Below are 24,031 nucleotides of genomic sequence, written 5' to 3'. Positions count from 1 at the left end.
ATGGCAAGTCCATCCAAGCGCGATTTGCGGGAGCTGAATCCGGAAGAGGTGAGAAAGCTCGTCCTGCTCGCGAAGGATCGCAGCCGCAACGCCGGCAAGCGCGAGAGCTCCGCAATACCGACAGCCTCGCGGGACGGCGCGCTCGCCTTGTCCTTTGCGCAGCAGCGGCTTTGGCTGCTGGCACAGCTCGACGGCGCAACCAGCAACTATCATATCCGTGGCATGTTGCGCTTGTCCGGAACGCTGGACGTCGCCGCCTGGCGCCGCAGTCTGGATCGCCTGTTCGCGCGCCACGAATCCCTGCGCAGTATTTTCATTGCGAGTGGTGGAGAGCTTCACGTTGAACTGTTGCCCGCCGATGCGGGCCTGCCCCTGGTCGAGCATGATCTGCGTGATGCAGCGGACCACGAAGCGGCGCTTGAACGTCTATGCGGTGAGGAGGTGCACGCTCCCTTCGATCTGACCCGCGGGCCATTGATCCGCGGACGCCTCATCCGCATGGCGGAAAAGGACTACGTCTTTCTGCTCACCCAACACCACATCGTTTCGGACGGCTGGTCGATGGGAGTGCTGATCCGCGAGCTTTCCGCGCTGTACCGGGCATTTGTCGTCGGCGGGCAAGATCCGCTGCCGCCGCTCGAGATTCAATATCCTGACTATGCCGTCTGGCAACGCCAGTGGCTGACTGGAGAACGATTGCAGCGGCAGATTGATTATTGGCGGCAGAAGCTGGCTGGTGCTCCGGCCGTGCTCGAACTGCCGACGGATCGACCGTGCCCTCCGATCCGGTCTCTTTCCGGCGCATCGCTGCCAGTCGAGATCGATGCTGATCTTGCGATGGGCATCCGTCGGTTAGGTCAGCGGCACGGCACGACGACATTCATGGTCATGCTGGCGGCATGGGCGGCCGTGCTGTCCCGGCTGTCCGGTCAGAGCGACCTTGTGATTGGCACCCCGATAGCCAATCGCGACCGACGCAAGGTCGAAGGTCTGGTCGGCTTCTTCGTCAATATGCTGGCGCTTCGCCTGGATTTGTCGGGAGAGCCGAGCGTGGCAGCGCTGTTGAATCGTGTGCGCGATGCTGCGCTTGCGGCGCAGGACCACCGGGATTTGCCTTTCGAACAGCTCGTCGAGATCGTGCAGCCTCCGCGACGCCTCGACCATACCCCGATTTTCCAGGTCGTGTTCGCCTGGCAGAACGACCATATGATGGCGTTTCAACTGCCCGATCTGCAGGTTGAGGTCGCCAGAACCGCGCTCGACCAGGTCAAGTTCGACCTGGAACTCGACCTCGGCGAGGTCGACGGCCGCATCGTCGGTGCGCTGAACTATGCAACCGCACTGTTCGACGAAACGACGGTGAAGCGTCATCGAGGCTATCTGCTTGCCGTGCTGCGGGCGATGGTTGCCGATGCGGACCAGGTGGTCGACCGGATCGATCTGCTTTCGTCCGGAGAGCGCGCGCTTGTTCTGGAAACCTGGAATCAGACGGCGACACCTTATCCGTCCGATTGCTGCATCCACGAATTGTTCGCCGAGCAGGTGCGCAGGGCGCCGGAAGCGGCCGCGCTGGTCCATCATGACCGGCGCGTAAGCTATGGCGAACTCGATGCGCAGGCCAGTCAGCTTGCCCATCATCTGATCAGGCTCGGTGCTGGTCCGGATCGGTTGGTCGCGATCTGTCTGGAGCGCGGCGTTGACATGATCGTCGCTCTGCTGGCCGTGCTCAAGTCGGGCGGAGCCTATCTGCCGCTCGACCCGGCCTATCCGGCCGAGCGGCTACGGCAGATTCTCGACGATGCAAAACCGCAACTGTTGATCTGCGATAGCGTGGGCCGATCGTCGCTCGGCGATACAACGTGTCAGGTCATCGACGTCGGATCGGACGCATCGGGCTGGGCCAAGCTGCCAACATCCAGTCCAGATCCCGATGTCCTCGGCCTGACGTCGCGCCATCTCGCCTACGTCATCTATACCTCGGGGTCTACCGGTACCCCCAAGGGCGTGATGGTTGAGCATCGCGGATTGGTGAACCTCGCGCTGGCCCAGATGAGGCTGTTTGGCGTGTCGTCCCAGAGCCGCGTGGTTCAATTCGCTTCATTCAGTTTCGACGCGAGCATCTGGGAAATCATCATGGCCCTATGCTCGGGGGCCGAGTTGCATCTGCTCGGTGCGCGTGAGCAGCTCAGCGTCCCGGATCTCCTGGACTATCTGGCGCGCAACGGCGTCACGCACGCGACCCTTCCGCCGGCGCTGTTGCGGGGGCGCACGGACCTGGAACGCCTGGCGTCCTTGCAGGTGATCGTCCTCGCCGGTGAGTTGCCCAGATCCGAGTTGATCGAAAGCCTGCCCGCGACCGTCGCCGTCTTCAACGGCTATGGACCGACGGAAGCCACCGTCTGCGCCACGGCCTGGCGACGACCGGCGGGCTTTAATGGCGGGATTGTCCCGATCGGCCGCCCGATCGCGAATACGCGGATCTATCTGCTGGACAAGAGCGGCGCCCCGGTACCGAGAGGTGCGATCGGCGAGATCTGTATTGGTGGCGTTGGTGTCGCACGCGGCTATCTGAACCGGGCCGACCTGACGGCGGAGCGGTTCGCAACCGATCCCTTCGGTTCCGATCCGGCAGCGCGGCTCTACCGTACCGGCGACCTCGGACGTTACTTGCCCGATGGCAACATCGAATTCCTCGGCCGCAACGATCATCAGGTGAAGATCAGGGGCTTCCGGGTCGAGCTCGGCGAGATCGAGTTTCGTCTGAATGAACATCCTGCTGTGCGCGATGCGGTGGCGCTGGCGCGCGGCGAAGGCAACGACCGGCGCCTGGTCGCCTATGTGGTGCCGGCTGCGCAGGAGGAAGATAGCGGTGCATTCGATGCGGGCGCATTTGCGGCCACGATGCGCGACCATCTCGGCGCACAATTGCCGGATTACATGGTGCCGTCGGCCTTTGTGCGCCTCAAGGCATTGCCTCTGACGCCGAACGGCAAGGTCGATCGTCAGGCGCTACCGGCGCCGGACGATGATGCACTTGCGCGTCGCGGCTATGTGGCGCCGCAAGGCGAGGTGGAGGAGATCCTTGCGAAGATCTGGTCCGAACTGCTGGGCGTCCGGCGGATCGGGCGCAACGATCATTTTTTCGAGCTTGGCGGGCATTCGCTGCTTGCCGTCCGACTGCTGGAGCAACTCCAGCGGCATTCTCTCGCCACTGATGTGCGCACGTTGTTCGCCAGGCCGGTGCTGTGTGAACTCGCTGCCAGCCTCGTCCGCGCCGGCGCGGTCGCCGCACCCGCCAATCCGATCACGCCGCAAACCACGACGATCACGCCGGAGATGCTGCCGCTGATCGTCCTGAGCCAATCCGAGATTGACAGCTTGGTGGCCAGGGTGCCGGGCGGCATCGCCAATATCCAGGACATCTACGGCCTGTCGCCATTGCAGGACGGCATCCTGTTCCACCACCTGCTGTCGACCGAGGGCGATCCGTATTTGATGGTCGGCCAAATGGCGTTTGCGAGCCGCGACCTGCTCGGTCGCTATCTCGGGGCCGTTCAAGAGGTGATCGATCGTCATGACATTCTCCGCACTTCCATCGAGTGGGAGGGGTTATCGAGTCCGGCGCAGGTGGTCTGGCGGCAGGCGCCCTTGATCGTCACCGAGATCGAACTTGATGGAGACGGTCCCGCGCACGAACAATTGGCGCGCCGTTTCGATCCGCGTCGGCATCGCATCGATCTCGACCAGGCGCCGCTGCTGCGATTTGTCGTCGCGCGCGAACCCGGCAGCGAACGGTGGCTGCTGTTGCTGCTGCTGCACCACATGATCGGCGATCATTCGACCTTGGAGGTGATGCATAGCGAAGTTGAGAAAATCCTTTCCGGACGCAAGCACGAACTGACGGCTCCGAATCCGTTCCGCAATCTCGTGGCCCAGGCGCGAGAGAAATTTGCGGCGAAGGAGGATCAGCGGTTCTTCCGCGAGATGCTGTCTGACATCGATGAGCCGACCGCGCCCTTTGGTTTGACCCAGGTGCATGGCGACGGCTGTGGCGTAGGCGAAGACCGCCGGATGTTGCCGCGAGCGTTGAACGAGCGCCTTCGTGCCCAGGCGCGTCGCCAGGGGGTAAGCTTGGCGAGTCTCTGCCATCTCGCCTGGGGCCAGGTGGTCGCGCGCAGCAGCGGGCGAGAGGTGGTCGTGTTCGGCACGGTGCTGTTCGGCCGCACGCAGGCGGGCCTTGGCGCCGATCGCGCCATGGGACTGTTCATCAACACCTTGCCGTTGCGGCTCGATCTCGATGGCACGGCTGTCGAAGATGCCGTGCGTGATGCGCATGCCCGGCTGGCAGAGCTGATGACGCACGAACATGCCTCGTTGGCGCTTGCGCAGCGGTGCAGCGGCATCGCGCCGCCCGCGCCCTTGTTCAGCGCGCTCTTGAATTACCGCCACAACAGGATGCCGGCAGACTTGCCGGGGACCAAAGAACTGCTGGACGGCGTTGAGTGGCTCGGTGGCGAAGAGCGGACCAACTATCCGCTGATGCTCTCGGTCGAGGACCACGGTCAGGCGCTCGGCCTGACGGCGCAGGTCGTCGAGCCCGTTTCCCCGGACCGTGTCTGCGCTTTGATGCAGCATGCGCTTGATCAATTGGCGACCGCACTGGAGCAAGCGCCGCGCACGCCTGTGCGTCAGCTCGACATCCTTCCGTCGCAGGAACGTGAGCTGTTGCTGGGGGCGTGGAATCGGACGGAGACGCGATATCCGTCGGGCCGTTGTTTCCATGAGCTGTTCGAACAACAGGTCGACAAGACGCCCGACGCGGTGGCGGTCGTCGTCGGCGACCGGGAGATCAGCTACGGCGAGTTGAACCGGCGGGCGAATGGGCTGGCGCGGCGGCTGCGCGGGGCTGGGGTCGGCGCCGACGTGGTGGTCGGGCTGGCGCTGGAGCGCGGCATCGGGATGATGGTGGCGCTGCTTGCGGTGTTGAAGGCGGGCGGGGCCTATCTGCCGCTCGATCCGGATTACCCCGAAGCGCGGTTGGCGCACATGCTGCGCGACAGCGGCGCGAGGCTGGTGTTGACGCAGGCTTCGCTGCAGCCGCGCGTCGCTCCGGTGCTGGCGGAGACCGGGGCCGAGCCATGGCTGCTGGATGAACCGCAGGATGCAGCAGGCCATGATGCCGGCAATCTTGGCCTCGCGGTGCATCCCGAGAGCCTGGCCTATGTGATCTACACCTCCGGCTCGACCGGACTGCCCAAGGGCGTGATGGTGCGTCACGACGCGGTGACGAACTTTTTGGCGACGATGGCGGAGCGGCCGGGCCTGACGGCAGAGGACCGGGTGCTCGGCCTGACCTCGCTGTCGTTCGACATCGCGGTGCTGGAATTGTGGCTGCCGCTGATGATCGGCGCATGCGTGGTGCTGGCGGATCGCGCGACGGCGCATGATCCGGACCGGCTCAAGGCGCTGGTGGCCGCGCAGGGCGTGACGGTGATGCAGGCGACGCCGTCGACCTGGCGGATGCTGCTCGACCATGACGCAGCATCGAGACCATGGCTGCCGCAGGGCTGCCGGGTGCTGTGCGGCGGCGAGGCGCTGGCGCCGGATCTGGCGCGGCGGCTGGTGGGGCAGGCGGGCGAGCTCTGGAACCTGTATGGACCGACCGAGACCACGGTGTGGTCGGCGCGTCATCGGCTCGATGCGCAGGATGATCGCCCGGTGCTGGGCGGACCGATCGGCAACACCACGCTCTATATCCTGGACCACGACCTCAACGTCGCCCCGATCGGGGTCGCGGGCGAGCTCTATATCGGCGGCGCCGGACTGGCGCGGGGCTACTGGCGCCGCGGCGCGCTGACGGCCGAGCGCTTCATCCCCGATCCGTTTGGACCAGCTGGCGCACGACTCTACCGCACCGGGGACCTGGCGCGGTGGCGGGCCGACGGGGTGGTGGAATATGTCGGCCGCGCCGACCACCAGGTGAAGATCCGCGGCTTCCGGATCGAACTCGGAGAGATCGAGGCGCGGCTGTTGGAACAGCCCGCGGTGCGCGCGGCGGTGGTGGTGGCGCGCGAGATCGGGGCCAACCGCCAGCTGGTGGGCTATGTCAGCGGCGAGGGCACCCTGGACGGCGCGGCGCTGCGGGCAACGCTGGCCTCGCTGCTGCCGGACTACATGGTGCCGTCGCGGATCGTGGTGCTGGAGCGGCTGCCGCTGACGCCGAACGGCAAGATCGATCGCAAGGCGCTGCCGGCGCCGGGCTCACTCACAACTATCACCGACCACGTCGCGCCGCGGACGCCGACCGAGGCGGCGCTGGCCGCGATCTGGGCCGATCTGCTGCGCCAAGGCGACGTCGGCGTCACCGACAACTTCTTCGAACTCGGGGGCGATTCGCTGATCGCCGTTCAACTCGTCAGCCGGATCAAGCGCGATCTTGGCCACGAATTGCCGCTGCATCGCCTGTTCGAAATGACGACCATCGAAACGATGGCGGCGGCGCTGGCCCCTGAGCTTGTTGCCGACAAGCGGACAGATGACATCGCCGCCATGTTCGACATGTTGAAGGAAGTCGAATTTTCCGATGAGTGACCTTGCCGAAACGCAGAAGGATCAGCTTCGCGACATCTCAAGGCGGCTGATGCGCCTTAATACTTCCAAGCAGCATGCGTTCCTGACGCAGCTTGGGGCAAGGGGCGTGAATCTGTCCATGCTGCCGATCGCGCGCCAGGAGCAGAAACGGGCGCCGCTCTCCTTTGCGCAGACGCGACTCTGGTTCCTGTGGCGCATGGACCCTGGTAGCGCAGCCTACCACATGCCAGTTACCGTACGCGTCCGCGGCAGGCTTGACGTGAATGCCATGCAGCAGGCCTTCGATGCTCTGGTCGTTCGCCACGGCGCACTTCGCACCGTATTCCGCCAGGACGGCGGGGAAGCCGAGCAGGTCCTGCTCGAAGCGGAGCCCGTCAAGCTGCGGCGCATCAGGGTAGATGGCAGCGACCGCGAGCAGCAAGCCCGGCGTCTGACCCGCGAGGAAGCCGCTGCACCCTTCGATCTCGAGGCCGGCCCGCTGTTGCGCGTGGCGTTGCTGGCGCTCGGAGAGGAGGACCATGTCGTCGTGGTCACGATGCACCATATCGTCGCCGACGGCTGGTCAATGGGCGTGCTGGTCCACGAATTCTGGCAGCTCTATGGAGCCGCCGTGCGTGGTGAAGCGGCGGCACTGCCTGAGCTTGAGATTCAATATTCGGACTACGCTGCCTGGCAGCGGCTGTGGATGAGCGCCGTGGATGGCGAGCGCCAGGTCCAGTACTGGACCCATCGGCTCAAGGAGCCGGTCGCGCTGCAGCTTCCTGTGGATCGCGCGCGTCCGGCATTGCCCGACTACGCCGGCGCCGCCGTTCGCATCGAACTCGATCCGTCGCTCGCCGAGGCCTTGCGCATGCTGGCGCGCCAGCGCCGGACCACGCTGTTCGCCGTCCTGCTAGCCAGCTTCAAGCTGCTGCTTTATCGCTACACCGGACAATCCGATATCAGCGTCGGCGTACCCGTCGCCAATCGCCACCGGGACGAGACGCGGGGGATGATCGGGCTGTTCGTCAACACCCAGGTGCTTCGCATATTGCTCGATAGCCGCGCGACGATTGCGGATTTCGTCGCATCGGTCCATGGCGCCACGATCGAAGCGCAGGAGAACCAGGATCTTCCATTCGAGCGGCTCCTTGAGATCCTGCAGCCGCAGCGGACCTTGAGCCAGAATCCGCTCTTCCAGGTTCTCTATAATCATCAGCGCCGCCGCGTATCGATCAATCCGCCCGATCGGACCGGGCTGCAAATCGAAAAAATCGAGCCGGAGGTCGATACAGTCAAGTTTGATCTGGCGCTCGACAGCGAAGAGACGGCTTCAGGAGAGATCAGCGCCGTCTTCTCCTACGCGACCGCCCTGTTCGAGCCGGCGACGATTGAACGACTTTCGGCGCATTGGCTCACGATCCTTAAAGCGATGGCTGCCGACCCGATGCAGCCGATCGCTGGCATCGCGCTGCTCTCGATGCAGGAACAGGCCGAGCTTCGGCGCTGGAACAGCGGGGCCGTCCCAACCCCCGTGTCGTTCACGCCGGTACACCAGACGGTTGCCCGGATCGCGGAGCAAGCGCCGCATGCGCCGGCGCTTGTCTTCGGGGAAGAGGTGATTTCCTACGCCGAGCTCAATCGCCGCGCCAACCGTCTGGCGCATCGCCTCATCCGTCTTGGCGTCGGTCCCGATGAAGTGGTCGGCATCGCCGCGCGACGCTCGCCATCGCTCGTGGCGGCCCTGCTGGGCGTCTTGAAGGCAGGCGCCGCCTATGTGCCGCTTGATCCCGATCATCCGGTCGCGCGGCTGGCCGGCACCATGCACGATGCAGGTCTGCGCCTTGTGCTGGCCGATGCCGCCGGTTTGGCGCGATCACCGGACACGGGCGGCATCGTGATGATCGATCTTGACGCGCTTGATCTTGATCAGGAGCCGGAAAGCGATCCTGCGATCGCGGTGAATGCGCAAAGCCTTGCGTATGTCATCTACACCTCCGGATCGACTGGAATACCGAAGGGCGTCGCAGTTGCGCATGGTCCCTTCGCAATGCATTGCGCGGCCACCGCCGAACTCTACGAGATGGATCGAAACTCGCGCGAACTGCATTTCTTGTCGTTCACCTTCGACGGTGCGCATGAGCGGCTTTGGACCGCGCTGACCTGCGGCGCCGCACTCGTGATGCGGGATGAGGATCTGTGGTCCGCCGAGCAGACGCTCGACGTGTTGCGCCGGCAGCGTGTGACCAATGCAGGATTCCCGCCCGCCTATCTGCAGCAGCTTGCGGATTTCGCGTTGTGGCGCGGCGATCCACCGCCGGTCGCACTCTATTCGTTCGGCGGCGAAGCAATGCCGAAGGCCGGCTTCGACAAGGTCAAGCGCGCACTCAAGCCGCGCAAACTGATCAATGGTTACGGCCCGACGGAAACGGTGGTCACGCCGCTGGTCTGGAAGGTCGACGCCGACGCGGAGATCGAGGGCGCCTACGCCCCGATCGGTCGTCCGGTCGGGAATCGCGCGGCCTATATCCTCGACGGCGATCTGAACATCGTGCCTGTCGGCGTGACAGGTGAATTGTTCATCGGCGGCGAGGGATTGGCGCGAGGCTACTGGCGGCGCTGTGCGCAAACGGCGGAACGGTTCATCCCCGATCCGTTTGGCGAACCCGGTGCGCGGTTGTACCGCACCGGCGATCTTGCACGCTGGCGCGCAGATGGCGTGGTCGAATATCTCGGCCGTTCGGATCACCAGGTGAAGATTCGCGGCTTCCGGATCGAGCCGGGTGAAATTGAGGCGCGGCTGATACGACAGCGCGGCGTACGGTCGGCGGTGGTGGTCGCCCGGGAAGCAGGGGCGGCCCGTCAATTGGTCGGCTATGTCTGCGGCACGGGCAAATTCGACGAGGCGACGCTACGCGCAGCACTCGCGGACGAACTGCCTGACTATATGGTGCCGGCGCGGATCGTGACGCTTGAGCGATTGCCGCTTACCGCGCATGGCAAAGTGGACCGAGAAGCCTTGCCGGCACCCGACATGCCCGCTGTCTCGACGGAGCATGTCGCACCACGAACCGCAACCGAGGTCGCGCTTGCGGCAATCTGGGCCGAGCTCCTTGGTCAGCCTGTCATCGGGGTCACGGACAATTTTTTCGAGCTTGGCGGTGACTCGATCATCTCGCTCCAGTTGGTCGGCCGTGCGCGTCAGGCCGGTTTGTTGATCGAGCCGCGCGACGTTTTCCGTCATCAAACGCTGCAGGAACTGGCACTCGCGGTGCAATCCGACAACTCGCCGGTAGATGCGTCATTCGAGCAGGACCTCACGGGCAGCGAACATCCACTGCTGCCGATCCAGGCACGGTTCTTCAGCGAAGACGCCGGCGAACGCCATCACTGGAATCAGGCGGTGCTGCTGGTCCCGCGATCGCGCCTGGATTGGGATATCCTGGGGCAGGCGGTCGCAGCCGTGGTCGCGCATCATGACGCGCTGCGCCTTCGCTTCGAACAGGTCGACGGCGGGTGGCGGGCGGAGTACGGCGCCGCGCCCGCCCTCTCCGAACTGCTGTGGGTTCACAGTAGCGTAAGCGGCGCGGCAGAGGTGACGTCGTTGGCTTCGGCGGCGCAAGCCAGCCTGTCATTGCAGGGTCCGCTGCTGCGCGTGGTCGGGATGGATCTCGCCGACGGCAGCCAGCGGCTGCTCGTGGTGGTTCATCACCTTGTCATCGACGGAGTATCGTGGCGGGTTCTGCTGGAAGATATCGCCGCAGCCTACGGCCAATCGATGCAGGGCGCGGCGTCTACCGCGCTGCCGCCAAAGAGCCAGTTCTACGCTTCGTGGAGCGCCCGGCTGCAAGCCTACGCCGCTACGCCCTCGCTGGCTGCCGAGTTGCCCTATTGGCTTGAACGGACGTCGGACGTCGAGTTGCCCTGCGACGAGGATCACGGCGACATCGATCGGGTCGCCGAGGGCGAGGAGATCGTGCTGGCGTTCGATGCGGAAACGACCCGTCGGCTACTCAAGGAAGCTTCTTCCGCCTATCGAACCCAGGTCAACGATCTGCTGTTGGCCGCACTGGCGCGGTCGGTGTGGCGCTGGAGCGGGATCGATGGAGTGCTCGTCGAGCTTGAGGGGCATGGCCGCGAGGATATCTTCGCGGGCGCCGACATATCGCGCACGATCGGCTGGTTCACGACCGCTTTTCCTGTGCATCTGAAGGGCGGCTCGAAGGACGACGCCGCGCTGATCAAGACCATCAAGGAAGAGCTGCGCGCGATTCCGGCCCGTGGATTGGGTTACGGTGTGCTACGTTATCTCGGCACCGACGAGCAGCGTAGCGCGCTGGCCGCGATCGCGGAGCCGCGGATCGTCTTCAATTACCTCGGCCAGTTCGATTCCAGCATTGGCGAGGGCGCGCCGTTCACGGTCGCGTCCGAAAGCGCCGGACCGGCGCGGAGTGCGAGCGCACCGCTTGGCCGCTGGCTGAGCATCAACGGCCAGGTATCGGAAGGTCAGTTGCGCCTGTCGTTTGGATACGGGCGCAAGCGGTACCAGCGCGCCACGATCGAACGCCTCGCCGAGCACTATGCGGCGGCACTGCGGGAGCTTGTCGCGCACTGCACCAGCGGCGCTTGCGGGATCACTCTGTCGGACGTCGCTATGTCGGGATTGACACAGCCCGAACTCGATTCGTTGGGAGTAACGCTCGACTGGCGCGAGATCGAGGATATCTATCCGTTGTCGCCGATGCAGCAGGGCATGTTATTCCACGCGCTGCACGACGGGGAAAGCGGGCTCTATATCAGCCAGGTCGCGGTAGACATAGCTGGTCTGGACCCGCACAGGCTGCGCGCGGCATGGCAGGCGGTCAGCGCTCGCCATGCGGTGCTGCGCACCGGCTTCCTCTGGCGCGAACTGTCAGGCTCGGCACAGCAGGTGGTCTATCGCCACGTGACGGTGCCGTTCGTGGAGGAGGACTGGCGCGAACAATCGGCGCGAATGGGGCGCATCGAGCTCGATGCTGCCTTGGCCGAAGCCTCGCGGGCCGAGCGTGTCCAGGGCTTCGACCTATCGCGACCGCCATTGCAGCGCGTGCGGTTGATCACGCTCGGCGAAGGCCGCTACCGGCTGATCTGGACCCATCACCACATTCTCCTGGACGGCTGGAGTTCTGCGCGGCTCATCGCCGAGATTCTGCAGCACGAGCGTGGCAACCTATTGCCAGTCGTGCAGGGACGTTACCGTGACTATATCGGCTGGCTGCAGCAACGGGATCGCGAGAGGTCGGCCGAGTTCTGGTCGGCGGCGCTGGCCGAACTGGACGATCCGAGCTTTCTCGCGGATGCGCTGGGTGGGCCTTCCGATCCACAAGCCTCGGGCCACGGCTCGCTCGACCTGGCGCTCGATCCAGAACTGACGGCAAAACTGCAGGCATTTTCCAAACGCGAGCGCGTGACGCTGAACACGCTGCTGCAGGGAGCGTGGGCGCAGCTATTGCGTCAGTATACCGGCCAGCGCACCGTTTGCTTTGGAGCGACGATATCCGGCAGACCGGCGGAGATCGCGGGCTCCGAAGAGATGGTCGGCCTGTTCATCAATACGCTTCCGGTTGTCGATCAGGCCAAGCCGCAGACCGATGTCGGTAGCTGGCTTCGCGACCTGCAGGAGCGCAACGTCGATTTGCGGGAGCACGGCTGGATGCCGCTCTATGAGATCCAGCGCCTCGCGGGGCGCTCGGGCCGGCCGCTGTTCGACAGTATTTTGGTGTTTGAGAACTATCCGATCGATCAGGCCCTGCGCGGGCAGAACGACAATAGCCCGCGCATGGGGCGCGTCGCACAGATCTCGATCACGAACTATGCCTTGACGGTGGCGGTGTTCACTAAGACAGACGGCATCAATCTCGGCTTCCGTTATGATCGCAGCCGCTTCGACGAGCGGCAGGTGAGGCGTCTGCAGGCAGGTTTGGCACGTCTGCTCGCGGGAATCGCGCGCGGCGCGGATCGTCCGCTCGGCGAACTCAACGGCGTCGGTCCGGAGGAGACGCGGCGGATCCTGAACTGGAATGGCGGAGCTGATGAGAGTGTTCCTTCCGCGTTCAATGGCGGCATCGTGGCGCAGATCGAGGCACGCGTCGCTGATGCACCGTCCTCGATTGCCCTGGCGTTTGGCGACGAGCAGGTCAGTTACGCCGAGTTGAACGCGCGGGCCAATCGTCTGGCGCGGCGGCTTCGCGACGGCGGCGTTACGCGTGACACGCCGGTCGGGCTTGCGCTGGAGCGCAGCGTCGATCTGATCGTGGCGGTGCTGGCGGTGTTGAAGGCGGGCGGGGCGTATCTGCCGCTCGATCCGGACTATCCGTCTGAACGGCTTGCCCTGATGTTGCGCGACAGCGGAACGAGATTGGCGCTGACGCAGGGCCGGTTGCTCGAAACGCTTGCGCCTGTATTCGCGGAAACCGCCGTCGAGGTGTGGACCGTCGAAACAATCGACGAAGCTGGATCTGGTGATGTCGATCGTGATCTCGGCATCGCGCTTCACCCCGAGAACCTCGCTTATGTGATCTATACCTCGGGATCGACGGGTGTGCCGAAGGGTGTCGCCTGCTCGCATGGTGCGCTCGCTGCGCGGCTCGGTTGGATGCAGGCGGAATATAGCCTCGACTCCGGCGAGACCCTGTTGCAGAAGACGCCTTTCAGCTTCGATGTTTCGGTCTGGGAAATCCTCTGGCCACTTGCGATTGGCGCCCGCCTGGCGATCGCACCTCCGGCAGCGCACCGCGAGCCGCGACGCCTGATCGACGCGATCGTTGCCCATGACGTGACGACGCTGCATTTCGTCCCGCAGATGCTGGAACGTTTCGTCGCCGAGCCCGAGGCGAAACGCTGCGCGACGCTGAAACGCCTGTTTGCCGGCGGCGAGGCCCTGTCGGCGGAGTTGAAGGCGCGCGTGCTGGCGGCTTTGCCGGACGTTCGATTCGACAACCGCTACGGCCCGACCGAGGCTCTGATCAACGCCACGTTCTGGAATTGTCGGAACGATGGCGCCGCGCGGGTGCCGATCGGGAAGCCGATTCCTGGAACGGTGATTAGGATTCTCGACGGCGACTTGAGGCTCGCTCCCGAGGGCGTGACAGGCGAACTCTATATCGGCGGTGCCGGCTTGGCGCGGGGCTATTGGCGCCGCAGCGCGCTGACGGCGGAGCGCTTCATTCCTGATCCGTTTGGTCCACCTGGCGCAAGGCTCTATCGCTCCGGCGACCTGGCGCGGTGGCGATCGGACGGCGCGATCGAATATGTCGGCCGTGCCGACCACCAGGTGAAGATCCGCGGCTTCCGGATCGAACTGGGAGAGATCGAGGCGCGGCTGCTTGAGCAGCCCGGTGTGCGCTCGGCCGTGGTGGTGGCGCGCGAGATCGGCGCAAGCCGCCAACTGGTGGGCTATGTCAGCGGTGAAAATGCGTTGGCAGTATCAGCACTGCGATCGGCGCTATCGTCGATGCTGCCGGACTACATGGTGCCGTCGCGAGTTGTCGTGCTGGAGCGGCTGCCGCTGACGCCCAACGGCAAGATCGACCGCAAGGCGTTGCCGGCTCCGGAAGCGCTTGCAGTCGTATCGGATCATGTGGCTCCGCGAACGCCGACCGAGGCGGCGCTGGCTGCGATCTGGGGCGAGCTGCTCCATCAGTCCACCATCGGCATCACTGACAATTTTTTCGAACTCGGCGGCGACTCGATCATCTCGCTGCAGATGGTGAGCCGGGCGCGCCGCCAGGGCCTGTTAATCGAGCCGCGCGATATCTTTCAGCATCAGACGCTCGAATCCCTCGCGCGCGTGGCGCGCACAGAGCGGCGGAACGAAATCTCAGCCGAGCAGGGGCGCGTTTCTGGCCGGCATTTCCTATTGCCGATCCAGGCGCGCTTCTTCGCGGAAGATATCGGCGGGCGTGATCACTGGAATCAGGCCGTCCTGCTCTGTCCGCGGCACCGCCTCGATTGGGCGATCATGGCGCGCGCGTTTGCGGCCGTGGTCGATCATCATGATGCGTTGCGCCTTCGTTTCGAAGAGGTAGATGGGACGTGGTATGCCGAGCACGGCGCAGCGCCGGACGCATCGACACTGCTCTGGGTTCGTAGCGCGGCTGACGGTGAGGCCGTGACGGGGCTGGCCACGGCGGCGCAGGCGAGCCTGTCGCTGCCCGGAGGACCGCTGTTGCGGCCGGTCGGGATCGATGTGGCAGACGGCAGTCAGCGGCTATTGATCGTGATCCATCATCTCGTCGTCGATGGCGTATCTTGGCGGGTGCTGCTGGAAGATATCGCGGCGGCCTATGACCAGTTGGCGCAAGGCGTGGCGATCGCTGCTCTTCCACCGAAGAGCCATCCTTATGCGTTGTGGGGCGAACGACTGCACGCCTACGCTGCCTCTTCGGAATTGGCAGCGGAATTGCCTTATTGGCTCGAGCGCAATGCCAGTGTCAATTTGCCATGTGATCACGATCACGGCGGCATCGACGTGGTGGCCGACGGTGAAGAGATATCGCTGTCGCTCGATGCCGAACTGACGGGACGGCTATTGAGGGATGCCCCTTCAGCCTATCGCACGCAGGCGAACGATCTCCTGCTAGCAGCGCTCACGCGTGCGCTGTGGAAGTGGAGCGGCCGTGAGGAGGCCTTGATCGAGCTTGAAGGCCACGGCCGCGAAGATCTGTTCGGCGATCTCGACATCTCTCGCACCGTCGGCTGGTTCACGACGGCATTCCCGGTGAAGCTGACCGGAGGCGCATGTGACGTCGCCTCCCTGATCAAGGAGGTGAAGGAAGAGCTTCGCGCCATCCCCAATCGCGGTCTGGGTTATGGCGTGTTACGTTATCTCGGCTCTGAGCAGCAGCGCGCGGTGCTGTCGGTGATGGCCGAGCCCAGGATCGTGTTCAATTATCTCGGCCAGGTCGATGGCGGCACCGGAGAAGCCGCGTCGTTCACCATGGCGCCGGAAAGCACCGGTTCTTCGCGCAGCGCCACGAGCCCGATGCGCCGCTGGCTCAGCGTCAACGGCCTGGTGCGGGAAGGCCAATTGCGGCTGTCGTTCGGCTTCAGCCGCCGGCGTTATCATCGCGAGACCGTCGAACGGCTGGCCAACTTCTATCAGGCGGCCTTGCGGGAACTGGTCGATCACTGCACCAGCGGCGTCTCTGGGCTGACGCCCTCGGACGTGGCATTGTCGGGCCTGAGCCAGGCCGATCTCGACAGGCTCGCGCTGGATTGGCGAGAGGTCGAGGACATCTACCCGTTGTCGCCGATGCAGCAGGGCATGCTGTTCCATGCGGTGCACGATGATGAGAGCGCGCTTTATGTGAATCAGGTCGCAGCGGAAGTCCGCGGCCTTGATGCCGGCCGGCTCCGCATGGCATGGCAGGCGGTCAGCGATCGGCACGCGGTACTGCGGACCGGATTTGTCTGGCGCGATCTATCCGGATTGGCGCAGCAGGTCGTCTATCGCCACGCCGAGGTGCCGTTGGTTGAAGACGATTGGCGCGCGCGGGCCAGTGAACTTGCCGAACCCGAGCTGGAAGCCGCGCTGGCGGAGTTATCACAGCGCGAGCGCGCGGAAGGTTTTGATCTGTCCCGGCCAACGTTGCAGCGGGTGCGGCTGGTCAGGCTCGCAGAAGATCGTCACTGGTTGATCTGGACCCATCATCACATCCTCCTGGACGGATGGAGCTCGGCGCGGTTCCTCGCGGAGGTGATGCGCCATGACGGCGACAACCGGTTGCCCGCATTGCCGATTCGCTATCGCGACTATATCGAATGGCTGCAGAAGCAGGATCGTGGTGCCGCGGCGGCGTTCTGGCGCAATGCGCTGGCATCGCTGAATGAGCCGAGCTTCCTGGCGGAGGGACCGGCAGTACGCGTCAATGGCGACTCATCCGGTCACCGCGCACTGGCGCTGAATGTGGAATTGACCGCGCGGCTGCACGAGTTTGCGACGCGGGAGCGCGTGACGCTGAACACCCTGGTGCAGGCGGCATGGGCGCAATTGCTGCGCCACCATAGCGGACAGAGCACCATATGTTTCGGCGTCACCGTTTCGGGCCGGCCTGCCGAGCTCGCTGGCTCCGAAGAAATGGTGGGCCTGTTCATCAACACCCTGCCGGTCGTGGACAGCGTCAATCCGCAGCAGAAGGTCGGCGCATGGCTGCGCGACTTGCAGAACCGCAATCTGGCGCTGCGAGAATATGACTGGACGCCGCTGTATGAAATCCAGCGTCTGGCAGGGCGGCCCGGGCGGCCGCTGTTCGACAGCATCCTGGTGTTCGAGAATTATCCGGTCGACCAGGCGCTGAAGGAGAAGGGACAGCGCATCAGTGTCGGCAGGACCAGCATCGTCGAGACCAGCAACTATCCGCTGTTCGCGAGTGTCGGTCTCGATGACCGGCTGCGGCTAGTGTTCAATTTCCAGCGCAAGTATTTTGACGAGGCGCAGATCGACAAGTTGCAGGCCGCGTTCGTGCGATTGCTCGACGCACTCAGCGTTGACGCGGACCGAGCCGTCGGCTCGATTGCAGCGAATGATCCGGCCGATGCTGCGTTGCTCCTGCGCGCCAATGATACGAGCCGCGACGCGCCGCGTTTGGGGATCATCGAACAATTCGAGGCGCAAGCAAAGGCAGCGCCCGACGCGGTGGCGGTCGTCGTCGGCGACCGGGAGATCAGCTACGGCGAGTTGAACCGGCGGGCGAATGGGCTGGCGCGGCGGCTGCGCGGGGCTGGGGTCGGCGCCGACGTGGTGGTCGGGCTGGCGCTGGAGCGCGGCATCGAGATGATGGTGGCGCTGCTCGCGGTGTTGAAGGCGGGCGGGGCCTATCTGCCGCTCGATCCGGATTACCCCGAAGCGCGGTTGGCGCACATGCTGCGCGACAGCGGCGCGAGGCTGGTGTTGACACAGGCCTCGCTGCAGCCGCGCGTCGCTCCGGTGCTGGCAGAGACCGGGGCCGAGCCATGGCTGCTGGATGAACCGCAGGATGCAGCAGGCCATGATGCCGGCAATCTCGGCCTCGCGATGCATCCCGAGAGCCTGGCCTATGTGATCTACACCTCCGGCTCGACCGGACTGCCCAAGGGCGTGATGGTGCGTCACGACGCGGTGACGAACTTTTTGGCGACGATGGCGGAGCAGCCGGGCCTGACGGCAGAGGACCGGGTGCTCGGCTTGACCTCGCTGTCGTTCGACATCGCGGTGCTGGAATTGTGGCTGCCGCTGATGATCGGCGCATGCGTGGTGCTGGCGGATCGCGCGACGGCGCATGATCCGGACCGGCTCAAGGCGCTGGTGGCCGCGCAGGGCGTGACGGTGATGCAGGCGACGCCGTCGACCTGGCGGATGCTGCTCGACCATGACGCGGCATCGAGGCCATGGCTGCCGCAGGGCTGCCGGGCGCTGTGCGGCGGCGAGGCGCTGGCGCCGGATCTGGCGCGGCGGCTGGTGGGGCAGGCGGGCGAGGTCTGGAACCTGTATGGACCGACCGAGACCACGGTGTGGTCGGCGCGTCATCGGCTCGATGCGCAGGATGATCGCCCGGTGCTGGGCGGACCGATCGGCAACACCACGCTCTATATCCTGGACCACGACCTCAACGTCGCCCCGATCGGGGTCGCGGGCGAACTCTATATCGGCGGCGCCGGACTGGCGCGGGGCTACTGGCGCCGCGGCGCGCTGACGGCCGCGCGCTTCATCCCCGATCCATTTGGACCAGCGGGCGCACGACTCTACCGCACCGGGGACCTGGCGCGGTGGCGGGCCGACGGGGTGGTGGAATATGTCGGCCGCGCCGACCACCAGGTGAAGATCCGCGGCTTCCGGATCGAACTCGGAGAGATCGAGGCGCGGCTGTTGGAACAGCCCGCGGTGCGCGCGGCGGTCGTGGTGGCGCGCGAGATCGGAGCCAACCGCCAGCTGGTGGGCTATGTCAGCGGCGAGGGCACCCTGGACGGCGCGGCGCTGCGGGCAACGCTGGCCTCGCTGCTGCCGGACTACATGGTGCCGTCGCGGATCGTGGTGCTGGAGCGGCTGCCACTGACGCCGAACGGCAAGATCGATCGCAAGGCGCTGCCGGCGCCGGGCTCACTCACAACTATCACCGACCACGTCGCGCCGCGGACGCCGACCGAGGCGGCGCTGGCCGCGATCTGGGCCGATCTGCTGCGCCAAGGCGACGTCGGCGTCACCGACAACTTCTTCGAACTCGGGGGCGATTCGATCATCTCGCTGCAGATGGTGAGCCGCGCGCGCCGCCACGGCTTGTTGATCGAGCCGCGCGACATCTTCCAGCATCAGACGATCGAAACCCTTGCAGCAGTGTCGCGCGAGATGCCGCACCGAGAGCAAGCGCAGGCCCCTGCGTTCGGCTCGCTCTCAGGTCTGACGAGCGAACAACTCGAGCGGCTCGGTCTCGACTGGAGCAACATCGAAGACATCTATCCGCTCGCGCCGATGCAGCAGGGCATGCTGTTCCACAGCCTGCGCGATGCCGGCAGCGGCGTTTACGTCAATCAGGTCAGCGTCGAAATTCGCGGGCTCGATGCCGGTCGCCTGCGGAGCGCATGGCGCGAGGTGACTGCGCGACATCCGATGCTTCGTACCGGCTTCCTCTGGCGCGAGCTTTCTGGCTCTCCGTTGCAGGCCGTCTATCGCGAGGCGGCCGCTCCGTTCGAGGAAGAGGATTGGCGTGGGCAGGCCATCAGCGAGGAACGTATCGCAGCAGCCCTTGCCGATGAGCGGGCCGCGGAATTCGACCTTTCGACGCCGCCGCTGCAACGCGTGAAGTTGCTCCGTCTCGAAAACGATCTCTATCGCCTGATCTGGACTTATCATCACATCCTGATGGACGGATGGAGTTCGGCCAGGTTCGTCGCCGAAGTTCTGGAACATTACTACGGCCGAACGTCGACGGCGAACCCGTCGCGTTACCGCGACTACATCGCCTGGCTGCTGGCGCAGGATGCGCAGGCTGCCGAACGTTTCTGGCGTGGCCAGCTGAAGGCCTTCGACGAGCCGACGCAGCTTGCCGACGCCTTCGGTTCGCGCCGCCATCAGGCGCCTGGCCACCAGCGCTGCTATACGCGACTCGGAGAGGAGGCGACCGCAGCGTTGAAGGCGTTCGCACGCCGGGAACGGATCACGCTGAACACCCTCGTTCAAGGCGTCTGGGCGCTGTTGCTTCAACGGTACACCGGCCAGCAGACGGTCACCTTTGGCGTCACCGTCGCTGGCCGCCCGGCGAGCCTCGATGGCTCGGATCAAATGCTCGGCCTCTTCATCAATACGCTGCCGGTGATTGAGGCCCCGCTGCCCACGAGCACGATTGGGGACTGGCTGCGCGCGCTTCAGGACCGTAATCTGGCGATCCGTGATTACGAGCATACGCCGCTCTACGATATCCAGGGCTGGGCCGGCCGGGCCGGGCAGGCGATGTTCGACAGCATCATCGTGTTCGAGAATTATCCGATCGAGCGCGGCATGCAGCGCGGCGACGGCTCGCTGCAATTCAGCGGGTTGAACAATGTCGACGTGACCAACTACCCGATGGATCTTTCGGTCCTGGTCGAGCAGACGCTGCAGGTTGAATACACGTACATGCCGAGCCATTTCACCGCTGCGCAGGCGGAGCAGATCAGGACTCAGTTCGAGCATCTGTTGTCGACGCTGACTCAGGACGCGACAGCGCCGCTCGGCAGCATCAACCCGGTTACGGCACGCGACACCGGCTTTGCCGACAATTGCAACGGCCATGCGAAGCCGGCGACCGCGTTACCCCTCGTGCATGAGGCGATCAGCGCATGGGCGAGACGTCATCCGAAACGAACCGCCCTGATCATCGGCGGCGAGGAGCTTTCCTATGCCACGCTCGATCGCAGGGCCAATTGCCTCGCCCATCATTTGATCGCGCGCGGACTTCGGCCCGAACGGCGTGTCGGCATCGTGGTCGAGCGCACCGACGCCACCATGGTGGCGCAGCTCGCGGTCCTGAAGGCAGGCGGCGCCTATGTTCCGCTCGATCCTGAGTATCCGCCTGATCGACTGTCCTACATCATGCGTGATGCTGGCATCGCGTTTCTGCTGACCGGGCAATTCGACGTCTCTGGTCTGACAATTCCGGATCGGGCCGAGCAGATCAGTCTTTCCGCCTTCGATTTCGACGCAGGGCCGGACCATGCGCCCCGACCGGGCCTGCACCCGGAAAACCTCGCTTATGTCATCTACACCTCCGGTTCGACGGGCAAGCCGAAGGGCGTGGCGGTCGCCCATGGTCCGCTTGCCATGCACTGCCATGCGACCGGCGCACTCTATGAAATCGACGAGAGTTCATGCGAGTTGCATTTCCTGTCACTGGCCTTTGACGGCGCGCATGAGCGCTGGCTGACGGTGTTGTCGCATGGCGCGCGGCTCTTGATGCGCGACGCCGAATTGTGGACGCCGGAGCAGACCGTCGATGCGTTGCATGCTTATCACGCAAGCCACATCGGCTTGCCGCCCGCTTATCTGCAGCAGGTCGCGGACTGGGTCGACAAGTCCGGCAATCCGCCTCCCGTCAAGCTGTATTCCTTCGGCGGCGAGGCGATGCCGAAGGCAGGTTTCGACAGGGTGCGGCGGGTGCTGCAGCCGCGTATCCTGATCAACGGCTATGGCCCGACCGAAACCGTGGTCACGCCGCTGGTCTGGAAGGTCGGCGAGGCCGAATGCGATACGCCTTACGCACCGATCGGCGTGCCGGTCGGCGACCGTCGCGCCTACATTCTCGATCATGCGCTCAATATCATTCCCGCCGGCGTTGTCGGTGAACTCTACCTTGGCGGGTCAGGGCTTGCGCGGGGTTATCATGGCAAAGCCGGCATGACCGCCGAGCGCTTCGTGCCCGATCCATTCGCGACGATGCCCGGCGCCCGGCTGTACCGGACCGGTGATTTGGCGCGTTGGCGCGAGGATGGCACGATCGAATATCTCGGCCGCAGTGACGACCAGGTCAAGATCAACGGCTTCCGGATCGAACTCGGCGAGATCCAGACCGCGCTGCTGCACCATGGGGAGGTCGATCAGGCCGCGGTCGTGGCGTTGCCGGGCGCGTCTGGAAGCCAGCTTGTCGCCTATGTCGCGCCGAAGACGACGAAGGATGCATCCGGCGAGGCGGCCGAGCGTATGGCCGAGCGGCTGATCGGGTTTATGAAGCAGAGCTTACCGGCCTATATGGTTCCTGCGCGGATCGTGATGCTGGATCGTTTGCCCGTGCTGCCGAGCGGCAAGATCGATCGCCAGGCGCTGCCGGCGCCGGACGCAGCAACGCGGGCCTTCGTTGCCCCGCAGGGTGTGGCCGAAATCGCGATGGCGCGGCTTTGGTCCGAAGTACTGAAGCTTCCGCAAGTCGGCGTCACCGACAATTTCTTCGAGCTCGGGGGCAATTCGATCCTTAGCCTGAAAGTGGTCGCAAGGCTTCGGCAGGACAAGGACTTCGGCATCGAGATCAAGCTTCGCGATATCCTGCAAAAGCCGACGATCCGTGAACTGCTGGCTGGTTCCGGCGCTGCCACTGTGGAGCGTACAGCGCCATCGGCCCTGTTGCCCCTTAACGCGCCGGTTGCCGGCGCACGACCGGTGTTCTGTCTGCATGGCGGGTTCGGGACCGTCTTCGACTATGGACCGCTGGCGCGGCGCCTGGAAGGTCGCCGTCAATTGTTCGGGCTGCAATCCCGGATGCTTGTCGATCCATCCTGGAGCGATCGCTCGCTCGAGGCGATGGCGGCTGACTACGCCGATGAGATCAGGCGTATGCAGCCGCGTGGCCCGTACAGCCTGATCGGCTGGTCGCTCGGCGGTCTCGTTGGCAGCCTTGTCGCAGCCGAACTCGAACGGCGCGGCGAACGCGTCGATTGTCTCGCGATGGTCGACAGCTTCGTGCCGCGGAAGCATGGTCCGGCGGAGCGGTCGGCAGTCGCGACCCATTGGGCGGATGAATTGGCCGGCTTGCTGACGGCAGTCGTCCCGGCGGCGTCAAACCCTCGCGTTCAATCTCATGCGGGATCGATGAGATCCGCCGGCCTGCCGGAGACGCCGGCGACCGTCCGGCGGTTCGTCGCGGATGTGCTGGACAAGGTCGCACCGGGAGACATCTCGCTCGGGGTCGATGATATCTCCAGCGCTTTCCGGGTCGGGAGACACTTGAAGAGCCTCGCGCTGGAATCGTCCTTGCCGGCGCGTCTGGCAGTCGCACCGCGATGCTGGTGGACGTCAACCCGCCTCGTACAGCGTAACTGGCTGGAGGATCGATTGCCGAACGCCATCGATAGCGGCGTCATCGGCGACAACCACTTCGTCATCCTCAAGGACGCGGATTTCCTCGACGCAATCTCCGACCTGCTTGATCCCAAGCCGGAGGCCGCGGTTTCCCGGGTCGCGGAACCGGCGGATTGACGACATGAGCCTTCATCCCGATATCGCCGCACTCCTCGAGATGGTCCAGGTTGGCACCGAAAGCGGCGCGCGCATACCGTTCCCGCAGTTGACCGCGGCCCAGGCACGGGCGGATTTCGATGCATCTTCCCCGCTGCTCGATGTTGATCCCCCACCGCTTGTCCATGAGCGTCATCTATCGCTGCCGGCGCGCGATGGCAGTGCGATTGCCGCACGGCTCTACGCTGAACGAGAGCCCAACAGCCGCAGTCCCATGCCTGTTCTCCTCTACATGCACGGCGGCGGCTTTGTTGTCGGCAGCCTCGATTCACATCAACCCTTGTGCCGGGGTCTTGCGGCCGACAGCAGCGCTGCTGTGCTGTCGATCGATTACCGGCTTGCGCCGGAACACAAGTTTCCAACGGCGTTCGAGGATGCCGTCGATGCGCTCGCCTGGATCGCTCGCGAGGGTCCCGCGGCGGGCCTGGACTCCGGGCGTGTTGCGGTCGGCGGTGACAGCGCGGGCGGGACGCTTGCGGCAGCGCTGGCGATCGAGGCGAGAGCTAACAGAGCTTTGCCACAGCCTGTCCTGCAGGTGCTGGCCTATCCCGGTCTGAGCTCGCGGCAGATATCGGACTCATACAGCCGCTACGGCTCCGGCTTCCTGCTGGAGCGCGACACGGTCGACTGGTTCTTCCGGCAATATCTGCGCAACGATGCCGACCGCGATGATTGGCGCTTTGCACCGCTCGCCGCCCGTGATCTCTCCGGCCTGCCGCCGGCACTGATCGTTCTCGCCGAATACGATCCGCTACTGGATGAGGGGCGCGACTACGCATCAAGATTGAAGGCCGCCGGCGTTGCGGTCGATCTCCAAATCTATCCCGGCATGATCCATGAGTTCCTGCGGATGGGAAATGTTGTCGTGGACGCTCTCCAAGCGCGGGCTGCGATCGGACGAGCGCTGGCCGCGGCCCTCCGGACCGGAGCCAATCTGGAAAGGCGCTGCGATTGAAGCTATGCCGT

The 24,031-nt window shown here is 64.8% G+C and carries 3 protein-coding genes; all 3 read left to right on the top strand.

Features of this window, described 5'->3' with window-relative positions; translation table 11 throughout:
• From I6F35_RS10625 to I6F35_RS10615, 3 genes are read left to right on the top strand one after another with little or no spacing between them, the layout of a single operon-like run.
• A complete protein-coding gene (locus I6F35_RS10625) occupies positions 1-6,591 on the top strand; it encodes a non-ribosomal peptide synthetase (RefSeq protein WP_225117610.1) in 6,591 nt (2,196 codons plus the stop codon).
• On the top strand, positions 6,584-23,026 hold the full coding sequence (locus I6F35_RS10620; protein WP_225117609.1) for a non-ribosomal peptide synthase/polyketide synthase: 16,443 nt from the start codon (positions 6,584-6,586) through the stop codon (positions 23,024-23,026). The genes I6F35_RS10625 and I6F35_RS10620 overlap by 8 nt, the downstream gene beginning before the upstream one ends.
• Positions 23,027-23,030: 4 nt before the next feature.
• Positions 23,031-24,020 (top strand): alpha/beta hydrolase, encoded by a 990-nt coding sequence (locus tag I6F35_RS10615; protein WP_225117608.1) that lies wholly within the window; start codon positions 23,031-23,033, stop codon positions 24,018-24,020.
• Positions 24,021-24,031: the final 11 nt, after the last annotated feature.

The organism is Bradyrhizobium sp. BRP22 (assembly GCF_020194175.1).
Taxonomy (GTDB): Bacteria; Pseudomonadota; Alphaproteobacteria; order Rhizobiales; family Xanthobacteraceae; genus Bradyrhizobium.
The sequence above is the reverse complement of the archived record's forward strand: the minus strand, read 5'-3'. Positions and strand labels throughout refer to the sequence as shown.

Excerpts from the sequence above, each read along its gene's own strand:
- I6F35_RS10625 (WP_225117610.1), top strand. The coding sequence starts at position 1 with ATGGCAAGTCCATCCAAGCGCGATTTGCGGGAGCTGAATCCGGAAGAG.
- I6F35_RS10620 (WP_225117609.1), top strand. The coding sequence starts at position 6,584 with ATGAGTGACCTTGCCGAAACGCAGAAGGATCAGCTTCGCGACATCTCA.
- I6F35_RS10615 (WP_225117608.1), top strand. The coding sequence starts at position 23,031 with ATGAGCCTTCATCCCGATATCGCCGCACTCCTCGAGATGGTCCAGGTT.